At 52.1% G+C, this 16896-nt stretch carries 17 protein-coding genes; 16 read left to right on the top strand and 1 reads right to left on the bottom strand.

All coding sequences use genetic code 11. From position 1 onward, the window contains the following. The first annotated feature begins 351 nt into the window (after nt 1-351). From AWM70_RS09110 to AWM70_RS09045, 14 genes are all read left to right on the top strand, one after another. Nucleotides 352-1671, top strand: coding sequence for an extracellular solute-binding protein (locus AWM70_RS09110; RefSeq protein WP_068695684.1), 1320 nt, complete (start codon nt 352-354; stop codon nt 1669-1671). A 96-nt stretch (nt 1672-1767) separates the two neighbouring features. Further along, on the top strand, nt 1768-2640 hold the full coding sequence (locus AWM70_RS09105) for a carbohydrate ABC transporter permease (RefSeq protein WP_068695682.1): 873 nt from the start codon (nt 1768-1770) through the stop codon (nt 2638-2640). 21 nt (nt 2641-2661) lie between these two features. Beyond that, complete coding sequence (locus tag AWM70_RS09100) at nt 2662-3492, top strand: carbohydrate ABC transporter permease (protein ID WP_068695680.1); 831 nt, start codon at nt 2662-2664, stop codon at nt 3490-3492. A 41-nt stretch (nt 3493-3533) separates the two neighbouring features. Beyond that, nucleotides 3534-5321, top strand: a complete 1788-nt coding sequence (locus AWM70_RS09095) for a sensor histidine kinase (protein WP_068695678.1) — start codon at nt 3534-3536, stop codon at nt 5319-5321. Nucleotides 5322-5332: 11 nt separating this feature from the next. After that, a complete protein-coding gene (locus tag AWM70_RS09090; RefSeq protein ID WP_068695676.1) occupies nt 5333-6919 on the top strand; it encodes a response regulator transcription factor in 1587 nt (528 codons plus the stop codon). Nucleotides 6920-6927: 8 nt separating this feature from the next. Beyond that, nucleotides 6928-9240: a glycoside hydrolase family 3 N-terminal domain-containing protein gene (locus AWM70_RS09085; RefSeq protein WP_068695674.1), complete on the top strand. Its 2313-nt coding sequence runs from the start codon at nt 6928-6930 to the stop codon at nt 9238-9240. 211 nt (nt 9241-9451) lie between these two features. Further along, entirely contained in the window at nt 9452-9943 is a 492-nt protein-coding gene (locus AWM70_RS09080; RefSeq protein WP_068695673.1) for a tetratricopeptide repeat protein, read from the top strand. Between the two features lie 86 nt (nt 9944-10029). After that, nucleotides 10030-10578, top strand: a complete 549-nt coding sequence (locus tag AWM70_RS09075; protein ID WP_068695671.1) for a GNAT family N-acetyltransferase — start codon at nt 10030-10032, stop codon at nt 10576-10578. Nucleotides 10579-10732: 154 nt separating this feature from the next. Further along, nucleotides 10733-11626 carry a helix-turn-helix transcriptional regulator gene (locus tag AWM70_RS09070; RefSeq protein ID WP_068695669.1) on the top strand — a complete coding sequence of 298 codons (894 nt, stop codon included), beginning with the start codon at nt 10733-10735 and terminating at the stop codon, nt 11624-11626. A 92-nt stretch (nt 11627-11718) separates the two neighbouring features. Then, nucleotides 11719-12519 (top strand): SDR family oxidoreductase, encoded by an 801-nt coding sequence (locus AWM70_RS09065; RefSeq protein ID WP_068695667.1) that lies wholly within the window; start codon nt 11719-11721, stop codon nt 12517-12519. A gap of 177 nt (nt 12520-12696) precedes the next feature. Continuing rightward, on the top strand, nt 12697-12984 hold the full coding sequence (locus tag AWM70_RS09060; protein WP_068695665.1) for a Dabb family protein: 288 nt from the start codon (nt 12697-12699) through the stop codon (nt 12982-12984). Nucleotides 12985-13176: 192 nt separating this feature from the next. Continuing rightward, nucleotides 13177-14115 (top strand): ADP-ribosylglycohydrolase family protein, encoded by a 939-nt coding sequence (locus AWM70_RS09055; RefSeq protein ID WP_068695663.1) that lies wholly within the window; start codon nt 13177-13179, stop codon nt 14113-14115. Between the two features lie 20 nt (nt 14116-14135). Further along, nucleotides 14136-14879, top strand: coding sequence for a nucleotidyltransferase family protein (locus AWM70_RS09050; RefSeq protein WP_068695661.1), 744 nt, complete (start codon nt 14136-14138; stop codon nt 14877-14879). Nucleotides 14880-14887: 8 nt separating this feature from the next. Further along, a complete protein-coding gene (locus tag AWM70_RS09045) occupies nt 14888-15232 on the top strand; it encodes a PH domain-containing protein (RefSeq protein WP_068695659.1) in 345 nt (114 codons plus the stop codon). Here the strand turns inward: AWM70_RS09045 and AWM70_RS23245 are convergent. After that, nucleotides 15178-15717 carry a hypothetical protein gene (locus tag AWM70_RS23245; RefSeq protein ID WP_151208739.1) on the bottom strand — a complete coding sequence of 180 codons (540 nt, stop codon included), beginning with the start codon at nt 15715-15717 and terminating at the stop codon, nt 15178-15180. The two genes, AWM70_RS09045 and AWM70_RS23245, sit on opposite strands and share 55 nt — an antisense overlap. A 94-nt stretch (nt 15718-15811) precedes the next feature. On the opposite strand from AWM70_RS23245, the gene AWM70_RS09040 reads away from it, so the two are divergent. Continuing rightward, a complete protein-coding gene (locus AWM70_RS09040; protein WP_237167871.1) occupies nt 15812-16378 on the top strand; it encodes a GNAT family N-acetyltransferase in 567 nt (188 codons plus the stop codon). A gap of 17 nt (nt 16379-16395) precedes the next feature. Then, complete coding sequence (locus AWM70_RS09035; protein WP_068695656.1) at nt 16396-16866, top strand: GNAT family N-acetyltransferase; 471 nt, start codon at nt 16396-16398, stop codon at nt 16864-16866. The last annotated feature ends 30 nt before the right edge of the window (nt 16867-16896 follow it).

The raw sequence follows: 16896 nt of genomic DNA, 5'->3' as shown, positions 1-16896 counted from the left end.
AGGCCAAGCGCAGTTTCTTTCCTTAAAAATAGATGTTACATTTAATAACCGCTTGCCGCAAGCGGTTATTAAATTACAAAAGCTGCAACCGCTTACTATATTTTAAATACTAACTTTATTACATTGTATGTTATGATTAGTTACTTAAAAGCTTCTATTTCAATGAAAAAAGGGCAGTTTTAATAAGTTAGCTGAAGAATTACGGATATAATCTAACATTTGTGGGATATAGCCTAACGGACATACCTTCTATAATTGAACCAACAGATCGAAAGCTTTAACGAAGCAGCATAGAGATCTGGAGCAAGAAAGGAAAGGCAACGATAAAACTTTAGGAAAGAGGGTTGCAAGATGAAAAACAGAAAGATAAGCAAAAAAGTAGCTCTTTTAAGTCTGGTTGGCCTGCTTGCCTTATTCACCGCCGCATGCGGCAACAACAGTTCGGGAAGCGGGAACGGCGCTTCTGGATCAGGTGACGGCGATAAAGTCACGCTGACAATGATGCATCCGTGGACGACGCCGAACATCGACAATGATGTGTATAAAGCGCGGATTGCTGACTTTGAGAAGGATCATCCGAACATTACGATTAAAACGGATGAAGTTCCTTCCGCTCAATACAAAACCAAGCTTCGAACCTTGGCTGCAGCCAACAACCTGGCTGACATTAGCGTTGTGTGGCCGGGAGCGGAAATGGATCCGCTCATCGACGGGAATTTGCTTGAGCCGATCGACGATCTGATGGACAACTGGAATTCGATTCTGCCGGAAGCGGCGCTGGAAGGCTTTAACGTGAATGGCAAGCAATATGCCGTTCCGACCAAACAAACTTTTGTAGACATTGTTTATTACAACAAGGAGCTTCTTGCCCAAGTCGGCTATAACGAGTTCCCTAAAACCTATGATGAATTCATTGACCTGGTCAAAAAGCTGAAAGCGGCTAATATTACGCCGATTGCTCTTGGCAATAAAGAGCAGTGGCCGCTGCAGTCCTCCTACCTGTCAATCATCGGAGACCGCTTTACGGGCAGTGATTTCCTGCAGAAGGTTCTGAACAAGGAAGCTAAATTTACCGATCCGGAATTCGTGAAAGCGATCGGTGTTATTGACGAATTGTCGAAGCTTGGTGCGTTTAACGTGGATGCGAACAACATGGATTCCGTTCAGGGACAGGATTACCTGATCCAGGGTAAAGCTGCCATGCATATTTCCTCTTCGACGGTTGACGCCCGGATTCGGATCAACAACGAAAACGGCGACAAGTTTGGCATCGCGCTGTTCCCAAGTGTGAACGGCGGCAAAGGAGATCCGAAGAAAAGCGCCGGCGTCGTGCAATATGGTATCGCGATCAAGAGCGGTCTAGACGAGAAGAAGAAAGCGGCAGCCGAAGAATTCCTCAAATATTTCGTAAGCGAAGATTTGTATAAAGCTTTGATCAGCAACGGCGTGGTGGTTCCGGCCAAAGTAGACATTCCGGAGGACGCAAGCCCTTATCTAAAAGAAATGCTTGAGCTGACCGGCAACGGAACGGCTCCGGTATTCGACAGCCTTATCCCGACTCAAGTGGTGGACGTCATTCAGAACGGCCTGCAGGCTCTGACCGTAGGTCACGGCACGCCTGAACAAGTCGCTGCAGACGCACAAAAAGCAATGGACAACATCAGTAACTAAGGTTCAGTTGAACAGGCTTGATTCGGTATAAAGAAAACCCGGTATCCGGGTTTTCTTTGTATCAAAGCCAAGAACTGACCGAAAGGAGAATGGTTCATGCAAACCTTGAAACGAAGCAGATTCGCCATCTTTATCGGCTTGTTCCCGGCGCTGGTCATCTATCTGGGCATCGCGATCGTACCGATTGGCATCTCGCTTTATTATTCGCTCATGAACTGGAACGGCATCGGTTCCATGAAATTTATAGGACTGGACAATTACGTCCAGATGCTGCAGGATGACACGTTTTGGCTCTCGGTGAAAAACAACGTCATTATTATGGTTACCGGCCTGGTCGGGCAAATCCCGATTGGACTGCTGATGGCGCTGCTGCTGAACCGCGGCATGAAGGGCTCCGGGTTCTTCCGGACTGTTGGATTTATGCCGGTCGTGATTTCATCGGTTATGGTATCGCTGATTTTTGGTATGGTCTACAACACCGAATACGGCCTGCTGAACAACGTGCTTGGCTTCTTTGGACTGGAAAGCTGGCAGCAGAACTGGCTGGGCGATTCGAAATGGTCCATGTTGTCCATCAGTGTCGCTTATATTTGGCAGAACTGCGGTTTATACATGGTGATGTTCCTGGCCGCTTTGCAGAACATTCCGGATGAGGTGAATGAAGCCGCTGAGCTGGATGGAGCGACAGGCTTCAAAAAAACGCGGTTTATCACGATTCCAATGCTGCGCAGCACTTTAATGGTAACTATCGTGTACAGCATAAGCAACTCGTTTCGCGTATTCGATCTCATTCAAGTGCTCACTGGCGGCGGACCGGCTCACCAAACGGAAGTCATGACGATTTATATGTACAACAGCGCTTTTATGAACCTGCGTTATGGCTACGGCAGTGCAGCTTCAATCCTGATCCTGCTGTTCAGCCTTATCGTCATTTCGATTGTAAACCGGATCGCCAGGGAGAAAGATTAAGAGGGGAGGAGGAATACGCATATGAAGAAAAAATCTCCGTTATTCCAAATATTCGCATACACATTTTTAAGCCTGTTCGCTATCATGAATATAGTCCCTATTTTTTGGATGGTTATAAACTCGTTTAAGTCGGAGCAAGAATATTCGGCTGATCCATTTTCGATGCCAAGCGGCCTGCAATTCTCCAATTACGCGGAAGCGTGGAGAATTGCCAATATGAACGTTTATTTCTTGAACAGCCTTTTGATCACTTTCGTCTCGCTGATTGTGACCGTGCTGCTTGGATCGCTGGCCGCCTATTTCCTGGCCCGCTTCTCCTTTAAGCTGCGCGGATTGACTTACAGCTTGTTTCTGCTCGGCATGCTGGTTCCCATTCATGCCACGCTGATTCCAATCTTTCTGATCATGCAAAAGCTGAGCCTGATCGATACGTATCTGTCGCTCATTTTACCTTATACAGCGTTCCACCTATCGTTGACGGTTTTTATTCTGGAAGGGTTCATGCGGGGTTTCCCGAAAGACCTGGAAGAATCAGGCATCATGGACGGGGCCGGCATTTTCCGGATCTTCTGGTCCATCATCCTGCCGATCACCCGTCCGGCAATGGCCACCGTAATTATTCTCAACTTTATTTACAATTGGAATGAATATTTGTTTGCGCTCGTTCTGATTACCTCCAATGCGCTGAAGACGCTGCCGCTTGGTCTGGCCAATTTTGTGGGCATTGAAACGGCGAGCTATACCCTGCAGATGTCGGCTTTGACCATCGCGCTGATTCCTATCATTATTTTCTATCTGCTGCTGCAGAAGCAGCTGGTTACCGGCATGACGGCTGGTGCGGTGAAAGGCTGACCCGGCTCCGCCCGCTACCCTGACAGCAAAGGAGAGATGACATGAAGACAAGCTATATCAGGCGCCTCGGCAATTTAAGTTTAAAGCGTAAGGCGCTGGTCATCTTCCTGCTGTTCGTCATATTACCGACGATTGGGGTTGGCGTCGTTGTGCAGTACAAATACAATCAAGTGCTGCGCGAGCAGTTTATCAGTTCGACGAGGCGAAATCTCGATAATGTAACCAGCCAGCTGTCCGAGCAGACCAAGATGGTCGAGGACATCGCCGACTATCTTATTTTAAGTCCGGATATGCGAACCTACTTGAGAAGTGCCCCCCCGCTTAATAATGAGCTTAAAGCCGATCTCAAAAACAATATTGAAAATTTTCTGACCTTCCAGCTCATGTCTAAAAGTTATATCCGGTCCATTGAAATTACAGGATATAACGGGAACCAGATCCAGATGGGCGAGCCGTTTACCGGCGACGAAAGCCGCTGGGAGGAAGAAGCCAGGCAGCGCAAGGGCGGCATTCTCTGGAGTGAAGGCCATACCTTGGCAAGCTCCTGGAAGGGTCAGGTGCGGGTGCTTTCCATGATCCGCATCTTAAATTCCTTTATCAAGATTACGGAGCCGCTGGGGATGCTGACCATCCGTCTTGACGAAGCCAGCCTCGTATCGCAGCTGGAGAAGGGCGTGCTGGAAGCCGAAGCGGGGGGCGTGTTTATCGTTGGACCGGAAGGCAACCTGATTCTATCGTCCAAAGTCCAAATGCCGGGCGGATATGTCCCTGATGAAACGCTGCTGAAGAAGCTTGCGGAGAGCAAAGACGCTTTTCTCAGCTACAAGGTCCAGGGGAAACGTTATTTGAACTTGTACAATCAAATGGAGAATACGGATTGGAAAATCATCGCGATGATTTCCGAGGCTAATATTTCCGAGCAGCTGCGCGGGGTTCAGGTCATTATGCTGTTTATTCTGATGGCGATCCTGCTGCTCGCTTTAGTTGCTTTATCCGGCTTTCATCTGACGATTATCCGGCCCATTCTGCGGTTGAAGAAAGAAACGGGCCGGGTGGCGGGCGGCGATTTCAGCGCCAGGGTTCCTGTGGATTCGCAGGATGAAATTGCCGAGCTCAACCGCAAATTTAATGAAATGGTCATGACCATTGAAGAGCTGATCGAGCATAAATACAAGCTGGAGCTGAGGGAGCGGGAAACCGAACTCAAGCTGATGCAGAACCAGATGGACCCGCATTTTCTCTATAATACGCTGGACATGATCCGCTGGACGGCAAGGCTGGAGAATGCGGATAAATCAAGCCGCCTGATCGAGATGCTGTCGAAGTTTTTCCGTTCCAGTGCGGGCAATAAAAATTACCAAACCACGCTCGCTAAGGAAATAGAGTTTGCCCAGGCTTATTTGTATCTTCAGCAGTATCGTTTGGGGGATAAGCTGACGTACAAGCTGTATTTGGAGCCGGGCATCGAAGAGACGCCTGCTTTGAAGGCTTCGATTCAGCCGCTGGTGGAGAATTTCATTAAACACGGTCTGGACAGGAAGAAACCCGTCAGCATGATCGAAGTCATCGGTTACAGATCGGAGGGCGAGGTCTGGATCGATGTGACGGACAACGGGAAAGGCATGCCTGCCGAACGGGAGCGTGAAATCAGCGAAGCCTTGTCCAGCAGGCGCCTGAATCGTTCCGTGGGCCGGATGGGAGCGCTGCTGAATATCCATGAGCGGGTGACAATCTTTTTTGGGCAGCAATACGGATTGGAGATCATTAATAATTCGGCTGAAGGCACCGGAATCCGTTTAAGGCTTCCTGGTCTGGAGCCGGGAAGTTAGGGGGGCATCTCATGGGCAGAGAGGAAGCTGCAGAGCAGCGGCGGATCAAAATGCTGATCGTGGACGACGAGCCGATTATTTGCAAAGGACTGCGCTGCACGATCGATTGGGAGGAGCTGGGCGTTGAGGTCATCGGCGAAGCCTATGACGGGGAGGAGGCGCTCCGCAAAATGGAAGAGCAGCCGGCTGATTTCCTGCTGTCGGACATCCGGATGGACGGCATGGACGGGATAGAGCTGGCTGATCAGCTAAAACAGCTTTATCCGAAAACAAAAATGGTGATCATCAGCGGATACGAAGATTTCGGCTACGCCCGTCAAGCCATGCGTCTAGGCGTCAACGATTATCTGCTGAAACCGGTGGAAGTAGAGGAATTGACCAAGGTCGTGCAGAAGGTAGTAGAAGACATCCGGCGCAATGAAAAAGAAGATGGAACCCGAGAGGTCAAGCTTTGGCTGGCCAATATGGCCCGCAGCGGCATCGCATACGGGAAAATGTCACCCCCGCCGCTGCATGGCGCCGAGTTCCGGATTCTGGCCAGCCAGCTGGCCTGCTTCCACGAGCTTTATGAAGAACTTGAGCTGGACCAGTTCGAACAAATCCAGGAGCAGTGGATGCAGATGCTGCACCGGCGGTTGAGTTCTTCTGAGATCCGTCCTTTCTCGATCTTTGACCATGAAAATATGCTGATCACCCTGGCCGTATCGGACCGGCTGCTGGAAGAGGAAGAGTGGGAGCGCCTGCTGCGGCATGGCGCTTTGCTGCCATCCGGGCAGCCGCAGTTCTACTGCGGGCTCTCCAAGCCTTATAAGATTCTGGGAGAAACGGCTGAACACTGTACGGAAGCGGCATCGAGACTCAAATATTACGTCCTGGAGCAGGAACCGGTGCTAAATGCCGCGTACGAAACCAAATGGCAGAATCTTCGCCGGCCGGAAGCCCTGGATGTATCGGCAAGCGTGCAAAACCTGGTCGCCGCTTTGTTCAAGCAGGACGAGCAGGAATTAAGGGCGCAGGTTGCGCAGCTGTTCCGCTTCTTTAAGCAGGAAACTTACCTGCTTCAGGAAGTCCTCGCCTCCTGCGAGGAGCTGTTCGCGCTGCTTCGCCAGAGGCTCAGAAAAAGCGGCATGACCGGGCTTGAAAGCAGCCGGCCTCTGCCGGATTTGAATCTCTATAATTCCTACCTTGCGCTGGAGGAAGCGGTGAACCGGGATATGGCGGAGCTGCTTGCGCTGATTGACCGGAGCGGTATAGACCGTTCATATTGGATCATCGAGAAAGCGAAACGATATATCGAGGAGCAGTACCGGAGCGATCTCAAGGCTTCGGAGGTGGCGGCCTGGCTGAAAATTACGCCGAGTTATTTCAGTTATATTTTTAAGCAAAGCACGGGCAAAGGGTTCACGGAATATATGAACGAGCTGCGCATTGAGCAGGCTAAAACGCTGCTGGCAACCACGCATGATAAAGTGTTCGAAATTGCCGATCAGGTCGGGTACAAGGAATACAAATATTTTGTTTCGGTCTTCAAGTCGTTTACAGGCATGACTCCGAAGGAATACAGGGGACTTCGGGCAAGTACAACCGATAAGGAGTGAAGCGGAAGGTGGAGAAATACAAGCAGGCGGGGCTTCCGGTCCCGGAGCGGGTACAGGATCTGCTGCCCCGGATGACGTTAAAGGAAAAGGTCGGGCAGCTAAATCAGCGGATGTACGGCTGGGATGCTTATAAGATGGAGGACGGGGAATTCCGGATCACGGAGGATTTTAAACAGGAAGTAGCCGCATATGGCGGCATGGGCGCTTTATATGGCCTGTTCCGCAGCGACCCTTGGTCCGGAGTGGATTATTCAAACGGCATTACCGCGGAGAACAGCGCGGCGGCGGCCAATCAAATCCAGCGCTACGTGATCGAGCATTCGCGCCTGGGTATTCCTGTGCTGCTGACCGAAGAATGTCCTCATGGCCATCAGGCTCTGGACGGCACGATGCTGCCGGTGAATCTGGGCGCGGGCTCGACCTGGAACCCGGAGCTGCTCGAGCGGGCGTATGGCGGCGTGGCGGCCGAGATTCGCAGCCGCGGCGCGCACATCGGGCTTGTGTCCGCGCTGGATATTCTCCACGATCCGCGCTGGGGGCGTTCCGAGGAATGCTACAGCGAGGACCCTTATTTGGCCGCCGCCTTTGCGGCGGCGGCCGTGCGCGGCATGCAGGGCGGACCCGCGGAGGAACTGGCGGGAACGGACCGGATTGCGGTCGTGTTAAAGCATCTGTGTGCGCAGGGAGCGGGTCAGGGCGGCCGAAACGCCGGACCGGCGGAAATCGGCGAACGCGAGCTGCGCGAAATCCATCTGCCGGCGGCCAAAGCGGGCGCCGCAGCCGGAGCGGCCGGCTTTATGGCCGCTTATAACGAAATTGACGGCGTGCCTTGCCATGCGAACGACAAGCTGCTGACCGGCATTTTGCGGGAAGAATGGGGATTTGACGGCATTGTCATGGCGGACGGTCAGGCGGTTGACCGCCTGCTGGCCTTATCCGGCAGCCACGAAGGGGCTGGAGCGCTGGCTTTGTCGGCGGGCGTGGATCTGAGCCTCTGGGACAAGTCTTTTACGACGCTGGAGGAAGCGGTCAATCAAGGGCTGGTCTCCGAGGCGTACATAGACCGGGCGGCCGCCCGCGTGCTGACACTCAAGTTCCGGCTGGGCCTGTTCGACAGCCCTTATGCCGACGAGCAGCGTCCGGCTTCCGTGGTCGGCAGCGACGATATGCGCGGGCTCAACCTGCAGGTGGCCCGGGAATCGGTCGTCCTGCTGAAGAACGAGGAATCCATCCTGCCTTTGAAGGCGAATAAGCAGAGGCGCATCGCCGTTATCGGTCCCAACGCGGACCGGCTGTATAATCAGCTTGGCGATTATACGAGCGTGCAGCGCAAGGGACGGGGCTACACCGTGCTCGAGGGCATCCGCCAGGCAGCACCCGCCGGCGTGGTGGTCGAGCACGCGATGGGCTGCGGCATCCGCGATACGTCGGATGCCGGCCTGGCTGCGGCGGTGGAGCTCGCCGCGGGAGCGGACGTCGCCGTGCTGGTGCTGGGCGGCAGCAGCGCCCGCCAGTTCGGCGGCGACTTTGACGGCAACGGGGAAGCCGTCATTTCCGAAGGCAGTCCGTCCGAAATGGACTGCGGCGAAGGCGTTGACCTGGCCGACCTGCGTCCGGGCGGCCTTCAGCAGCAGCTCGCGGAAGCGGTGGCTGCGACCGGAACGCCGGTCGTTGCGGTCCTGATCCAAGGCCGCCCGCTGGAGCTGACCGACCTGGATCCGCTTGCGGACGCCCTGCTTTGTGCCTGGTATCCCGGCATGGAAGGCGGGCTCGCTATCGGGGAAATCCTGTTCGGCCAGGTGAATCCGAGCGGCAAACTGCCGGCTTCGCTGCCGCACTCCGCCGCGCAGCTGCCGGTTTACTACAACCAGAAAGCGGCCCACCGGATCCGCAACTATGTGGATCAGCCCTCGGCGCCGCTGTATCCGTTCGGATACGGACTCAGCTATACAAGTTTTGCCTACAGCAACCTGTCCCTTTCACAAACGGCCATGACTTCGGCTGAGCTGGCGGAGGGCGGGACAGTCAAGGTCAGCGTCAAAGTGAAAAACACCGGCTCTGTCAGCGGAGCGGAAACCGTTCAGCTGTACATTCAGGCGAGCGAATCGGGCATCACCCGCCGGTATGCGGAGCTGAAGGGATTCCGCAAGATCAGCTTGCTTCCCGGCGAAGAGCAGCTTGTCCAGCTGGAGCTTGGGTTCGAAGAGCTGGCCGTATGGAACCGGCAAATGACATTTGCGGCTGAACCGTGCCGGGTTGAAGTCAGGGTAGGAGGCAGTCTAACCGATACGCTTTCCGCCGAATTCAATGTAGTGCGATAATTTCAATATTTGTATCGTGTAACGGTCTGCGTTCCCTAAAGGGCGCAGGCCGTTTTTCATTGAGCTTGGGCCGTCAATTGTCCTGAAGTAGGCGAGAATAAAGGATTTTAACCTTTTTAGCTAGAAACTATAAAGTATAAAGATGAAGATGAACACGATGAAGAAACATGCTTTTAGAGAGTGAATGCAAGATTAGAGGGTGAATGCAGCTATGACTATCAATGAGAAACTGGAGAAGGCGATCGGGCTCCGGCAGTCCGGCAACCCAGCGGAGGCCAGAACGCTGCTGGAGCAGCTGCTGCGGCAGGAGCCTTTAAATGCCTCGGTGTGGTACCAATGCGCCTGGACCCATGATGTGATGGGGCTGGAGAAAGAGGCGGTGCCATTTTACGAGAAAGCTTTAGAGCTGGGTTTAGGCGGGGAAGAAAGGGAAGGGGCGCTGCTCGGACTCGGCAGCACTTACCGGACGTTGGGTTTATATAATGAGGCCGAGCGGCTTTTTGCCCAAGCGATCCTGGAATACCCGGAGAACAAGGAGTTTCAAGTCTTCCAGGCGATGGTGAAATACAATCTCAAAGCCTACAGCGAGGGAATGGAGCTGCTGCTGAAGCTGCTCGCCGAAACCAGCGCCGATCCGGGCATTCAGGCTTACAAGAAAGCCATACTTTTTTATGCGGACAAACTGGACGAGCGCTGGGATTAACCTTTTTATGGATGGTTTTGCATTTAATTTCTGAATAATCAGCCGCATATGTATATCTTAAACCAAATAAGGAGATGAGGACTGTGATGATCGCCCGCTCAAAAAATCTCGTATTCAGAAGCCTTGAGGAACAAGACGCTCTTCTTCTCAGCAGGTGGCTGAGTGATCCGGCGGTACTGGAATATTATGAAGGCCGGGACCGGCCGCATGATGTGGAATTGGTGAAGGAGCATTTTTATAAAGACAGGGAAGGGATCACAGCCTGCATCATCCGGCATTACGGGCGGGACATCGGCTACATGCAGGTCTATGAAATCGAGGAAGCGGAGCGCAAGCTCTATGGATATGCGGATTTTCAGGAAGTCATCTATGGCATGGATCAGTTTATCGGGGAACCGGATTGCTGGAACCGGGGACTGGGCACAGAATTGGTCGATGCGATGGTTGCCTATCTGGCGGAAGAGCGTAAAGCGTCAAGGATCGTAATGGATCCGCAAGCCTGGAATGCAAGGGCGATAAGGGTCTACGAGAAATGCGGATTTGTGAAAAAGCAGCTTCTGCCCAAACACGAATGGCACGAAGGGGAATACAGGGACTGCTGGCTGATGGAATATGAAGCGAACAAGGCGGTTTAGGCGCCGTGCCGGCGCCCTTTTTTTGCTTAGGAGAACGGATTGAATGCATGAAGCCGTTTGCTCCTTCCGGATTGCGGGAGGGGCTTTTTTGATGTTAACCTGACATCTTATTGTCAAGTTTCAAGGGGTATACTGAACCGTAGAGGTGAGAAAGATGCAGATCAGCCGGTTGTTCCAGGTCATCTATATTTTGCTTGAAAAAGGAACCGTAACCGCCAATGAACTTGCTGAACGGTTCGAGGTTTCGGTCCGGACCATTTACCGGGATGTGGAGGCGTTAAGCCAGGCGGGAATCCCCATCTATACGAGTCAAGGCAAAGGCGGAGGGATCTCCCTTTCCGACCGGTTTATTCTGAACAAATCCCTGCTTTCGGACACGGAGCAGGATAAAATTCTGTTTGCCCTGCAAAGCTTGTCGGCTGCTCAGCATCCCGGCTATGACGACGTGTTGGCCAAGCTGAGCAGCCTGTTTATGAAAAATAATGCCAGCTGGATTGAAGTAGACTTCTCTTCCTGGGGGAACGAGCGGAAGCAGACAGAGATTTTCGGCCTGCTGAAGAAGGCCATTTTGGGCAGGAAGGTTATTTCTTTTACTTACTATAGCGCCTCGGGGGAAAAAAGGGACCGAAGCGCTGCGCCGGTGAAGCTGCTATTTAAGAACAGGGCATGGTATTTCCAGGGATATTGTCTGGAGCATATGGCCATCAGAACCTTCAAAATTACCCGGATGTCGGACGTCCGGCTTGCCGGTGAACAGGACGGAGAAAGGCCTCCAATGCCTGACAAGATGGAGACGGTGGAACACAAGGTTACTCTGCGTTTAAAATTCGATGCCGCAGCGGCTTATCGGGTGTTGGATGATTTTTCGGAAGAAGAGGTTTCCAGATTCGAAAACGGTTCCTTTCTGGTCACAACCAACATGCCTGCAGGCGAATGGCTTTATGATTATCTGCTTTCATTCGGGCCGCTGGTGGAGGTAGCCGAGCCGGAATGTATCCGGTCAGAGCTGATTGTCCGCATCAAGAAGATGGCTGAAAAATATTTTTAGGACTGTTTTAAGAGAACTGGACATCCTGTTGTCAGGTTTTGTTCGCTAAACTGACCATGTAACCCAACTTCAAGGAGGCGTTCAGTAAACCTATGGATAACAGTTACTTTCTAACGGATATGAGCCAAGAATTTGCAGGCCAACGTGCGCTTGTCACCGGCGGGACCAAGGGCATCGGCAAAGCGATTGTCCAGCGGCTGCATGCGGCAGGGGCGGAGGTTATAGCTACGGCGCGTTCGCATCCGGATGATCTGCCGGAAGGCGTTCATTTCATTCAGGGAGATGTCAGCAGTCCGGCAGGAACGGACAAGCTTATTCGGGAGACGCTGGAGGGAGCGGGCGGCCTCGATATTTTGATCAACAATGTCGGGGGATCTTCTACAAGCACCGCCGGTGCGTTGGCTTTGACGGACGAGGATTGGCTGGCCACGTTTAACGCCAATTTATTTTCTTCGGTTCGGCTGGACCGCGGCTTTCTGCCTCATATGGTCAAACAGCAAGGCGGGGTAATCGTCCATATCTCGTCAATTCAGCGCAGGCTGCCGGGCAATATGACCATGCCGTATTCGGCGGCCAAGGCGGCGCTGGTGAACTACAGCAAAAATCTCGCGACCCAATTTGGCCCTGACGGGATCCGGATCAACGCGCTGGCACCCGGGTTTACGGAAACGGAAGCGGCAGAACGTTTAATCGAACGGATGGCCGAAAATGCCGGAACCGACTACCCTACCGCCCGCCAGCAATTGATGGATGCGCTGGGAGGCATTCCTTTGGGCCGTCCGGCCAGACCGGAAGAAGTCGCCGAGCTGGCGGCATTCCTGGCTTCCGGCAGATCTTCTTACATTACGGGCTGCGAATACGCAATCGACGGCGGAACGATCCGGACCGTCTAATCGACCGAAATAAAGGAGCAGATAAACAAGCATAGCTGTCAGCTGCAAGATCGATGGTGATTATGACAAAACCGGTCTTCCCAATCCCTTGCTGCTGACCTTCCATTTTGAGGTTCAAGGCGGGAAAATCGCGAAATTAACGATTAAATAAGTAAAAGAAAGCGAGGCTACGAGGAAATGATCATCAACCATTTGCTGCTTAAACTTAAGGACCGCTCCGCGGAGCAAATAGAACATACCCGGTCCGTTCTGCTGGGCATGAAAGGGAAAATCGACGTCCTGGTCGACATTCAGGCAGAAGTCAATGTGCGCCCCGGTCCGTCTGGTTATGATCTGATTCTGATTACGAAGTTTGAGTCCATGGCCGATTTGGACAAATACCTGGCTCACCCCGCGCACCTGGACGTGGCCAGGTTCATCGGCAGCGTGCTGGATACGCAGGCGTCCGTATGCTGCGAGGTTTGAAGCATTTCCTATAAGAAAAAACAGGAGTCCTGAAAGATTTTTTCGGGATTCCTGTTTTAATTTTTTTATAGGGAGTCTCTATATAAATAATTTTAGACAGCATTGCCGGATGCTCGGTTTTGGAAAAAGGCAGGCATTGCTTTTTTTATGTCGAAAAGGGTATAGAAGAATGAAAGAGATGGAGGCGTAAGCATGAGGAGCAGAATTGAATCGGCCGTTCTCGGTTTCTGTGCAGGCGACGCCTTAGGCGTCCCGGCCGAATTTAAGCCGCGGGAAACGTTGGATCTTGATCCGGTTAAGGAAATGACCGGTTACGGAACCCATCATCAGCCACCCGGTACTTGGTCGGATGACAGCTCGCTGATGTTTTGTCTGATGGAGAGCTTGATTATACAGGAGAAAATAGATTTGTATGATTTGGCTGACAGGTTCGGGAATTGGCTTGAGCACGGGGACTGGACGCCTCATGGAGTCGTTTTTGATGTTGGCATCGCTACACGAAAAGCGATCCAGAATTATCGCGAAGATGCAATCCCTCCCGAATTAGCCGGCGGGGCCGGGGAATTCAGCAATGGCAATGGCTCTTTGATGCGAATTTTGCCATTGGCTTTTTTCCTTCGGAACAAGGAGCTTGAATCTCGTATTGAGTCGGTTGCACAAGTCTCATCGGTGACGCATAGGCATCCGGTCTCGATCATTGCCTGCTTGTTGTATACTGAAATAGCCATTCATTTGCTTGACGGTGATCCTTTGCCGGATAGTATATCCAAAGCCGTAGAGACCATCGGCGGGATGAATCTGCATAACGAAGATTTACAGCCTTTTTCCCGCATTTTAAACGGCGAGATCTCCAAGCTAAAACGTGAAGAAATTCAATCTTCCGGTTATGTCGTACATACGCTGGAAGCCAGTTTATGGTGTTTGCTTACTTCCGGCAGTTTTGAAGAAGCGGTACTAAAAGCAGTCAATCTGGGGGAGGACACGGATACTACCGGCGCAGTTACCGGCGGGTTGGCTGGTCTGATCTACGGCTTGGACCGGGTCCCTGAGGTTTGGGTGACGGCTTTGGCTCGGCTGGACGATATTAAAGCTTTATGCACCCGGTTCAATCGGCTGATCTCAGCCTCTTAACATTCCCGAAGGAGGAGCTTATGAAAGCCTTGATCTTAGCCGCAGGTTACGCAACCCGTTTATATCCGTTGACCCTTAACAAACCTAAAGGCCTGCTGCCGATTACGGATACATCCTGCGTAATAGATTTTATACTAGACAAGCTGGAGAAGCTGGAGCAGGTAAGTCAGATTCTGATCGTGACCAACCATAAATATGCAGGAGCGTTCGAATCCTGGCTCGAAGGACGGCGTTCTGCCAAGGAGATCCGCATCCTAGATGACGGAACTTCGTCGCTGGAAGACAAACTTGGCGCGGTCGGAGACATGCAGTATGTGATCGAATGCGAGAACCTGCAGGATGACCTGCTCGTGCTGGCTGGTGATAATATTTTTACCTTTGATCTGCACGATTACTTGGATTATTTCCACTCGGTGGACAAAGATTGCATTCTGGTGAGGCAGACGGATGATTTCCGGGAGCTGCGCAGAATTGGTGTAGCCGAGCTTGACGCGGAGGGAAGAGTGACCGGGCTGGTGGAGAAACCGGCTGAACCCCGCTCAAATATTGGCGTGTTCGCCTTATACATTTACAAGAAGGAAACCTTGAAGCAGGTCAAACGTTATCTGGAAGAGGGTAACAGTTCGGATTCACCTACCCAATTCCCGGAATGGCTGGTCCATCGGCAGGAGGTCCGGGCTTTCTTCGCAGACGGGGAGATTTATGATATTGGCACGCATGAGGCTTATAAGGAAGTTCAAGAACGATTTGCGAAAGGGGAATAAGTTCGGATATGGAGAAACCGCTGGAATCACGGCAGACGGAGACGGTGTTATATCAAGGACAAGCTGGCTATTGGAAAAGCAGTAAAGAAACCTATAACGGGCAGCTGACTATTACTGGTGAAGCCGTAACGTTTAGAACCTTTAAAGGAGCCCTGATGAAGGAAGAACTGGACCTTCAGGTCAGCGAGCTGCAGGGCGTTAAGAAGCGGAATTCCTTTTTCCTTATCCCCAACAAAGTGAGTTTGACTTCTCGAAGTCAAACCTATGTGTTCCGGACAATGGAGCAGGAGAAGGTTTATCAGGTGCTGCTGTCCGTAATCTCAACGCCAAAGCTGAAATCGGCTTCCCCTTGATCCGCCAGCCATTCACAGTGGATGAGATAATAATAAGTGCCGGCTTGGACCGGAGTGGTGTAGCCGTTGTCCTCGGCTAACTGTCCGCTATGAGAATCTAACCGCTGTATGGACAGTTTCTTGATTTGCTTCGGAGCTTGTATTTGAATCGGCGAATTAGGCTGTACGACAGCAGTTTTTAATCCACCAGGTCCGGCGGTTTCAAACAAAGCTGCACTGTCCGCGGAAACGCAGGATCGGTCTGCCAAGCCGGAGATTGACTGGCACCAACGGTAAGACTCTCTACGTATCGGCAGCTGTTGTCCATTGATCTGAACCTCGGGAAGAGGTGGTTTATCCGCCGACAGCCAGGTGGAAGCTGCCGTATTCCCGGTAGGTTCTCCGCCGTTTGAACGGGACAGCCCCGTGTGGTTCCAGTACCCGCCAGCCCACACGGCAATAACTAAAGCGAGCAGGAGAGCTGAGATATATGTTTTGGGTTTCAAAAGTTTCACTCCCTTCTTCCTATCTATAGACGGACCAAAGTTCAAAAAAGTTATTTTCAAACTCTAAGTAAAGGGGAGAGAAAGGGGGCTTTTGGTGACAACAAATTTTCGGTTTCAGCCTATGGATGAACCTTACGCACGCCAAATTTCCACATGGACTTACGAGCCTCCCTATGCATTATATAGCTGGGACGGCAGCGAAGAGAATATCGCCGAGCTGATGAGTGGGGCTTTCTGGGCCGCTACGGCCAGAGGGAATGCCGAAATCAGAGCTCAAAACGGCGTTCAAAACGAAAGTGAAGATGAAGAGCTTGTCGGGTTTATGTGTACCGGAGAGACGGCGAAAGTGCCTGGCGGGTATCCGCTGGGCATTTACGACGAGCCGGGCTTTCTGGACTTGGGTCTGAGCTTGAAACCGGAGCTGACGGGCAAAGGAATCGGCGTGGACTTTGTAACCGCCTGTATCCAATTCGTGCGTACCCAGCTGGGCGCCACAGGCATTCGGCTGGTTGTCGCAGCTTTTAATGAACGGGCCATCACCGTATATGAACGAGCCGGTTTCGTCAGAGGTGTGCGTTTCAAGAGCAGAATAGAATCCACAGAGCTGGATTTCTATGTGATGCGGTTGACTCAGACAACAGCGTTCCGCTTAAATTCTTAAGGTCAGTAGGTGGGAGAATGATTGAATTACAAGGGTACCGGCAAGACTTTTTCGAGGATTTGATGAAATTTGAACTTCCGCAGGAGCAGCAGGCCTTTACGGCCATGCCGCGGGAAGTGTTGGAACTAGCGCTTCGTGATGAGAACCGTTATCCGGTAGTCATTGTGAATGAAGGAGAAGCCGTAGGTTTCTTTGTGCTTCATCTTCATTCGGAGCTGGCGGAACGGTTAAGCAACCCCAAGGCAGTGCTGCTGCGGGCCTTAAGTGTGAATCATAAACATCAGGGGCAAGGATATGCCAAGCAGGCCATGCGAAAGCTTCCGGAGCTGGTTAAGCAGTTTTTTCCGGATCAAGAGGAGATTGTGCTGGCGGTTAACGAGAAGAACGCTGCCGGAAGGCAGCTGTACAGCCGGTGCGGCTTTGAAGACTTGGGACATCGGAACACCGGCCGTTCAGGGCTGCAATTCATTCTGCACTATAAGTTATAGATATGGAGTGTCAAGGATCTTGCTGCAGCT

Source organism: Paenibacillus yonginensis (assembly GCF_001685395.1).
GTDB classification, from domain to species: domain Bacteria; phylum Bacillota; class Bacilli; order Paenibacillales; family Paenibacillaceae; genus Fontibacillus; species Fontibacillus yonginensis.
This window is presented reverse-complemented; position numbering and strand designations above follow the sequence as displayed.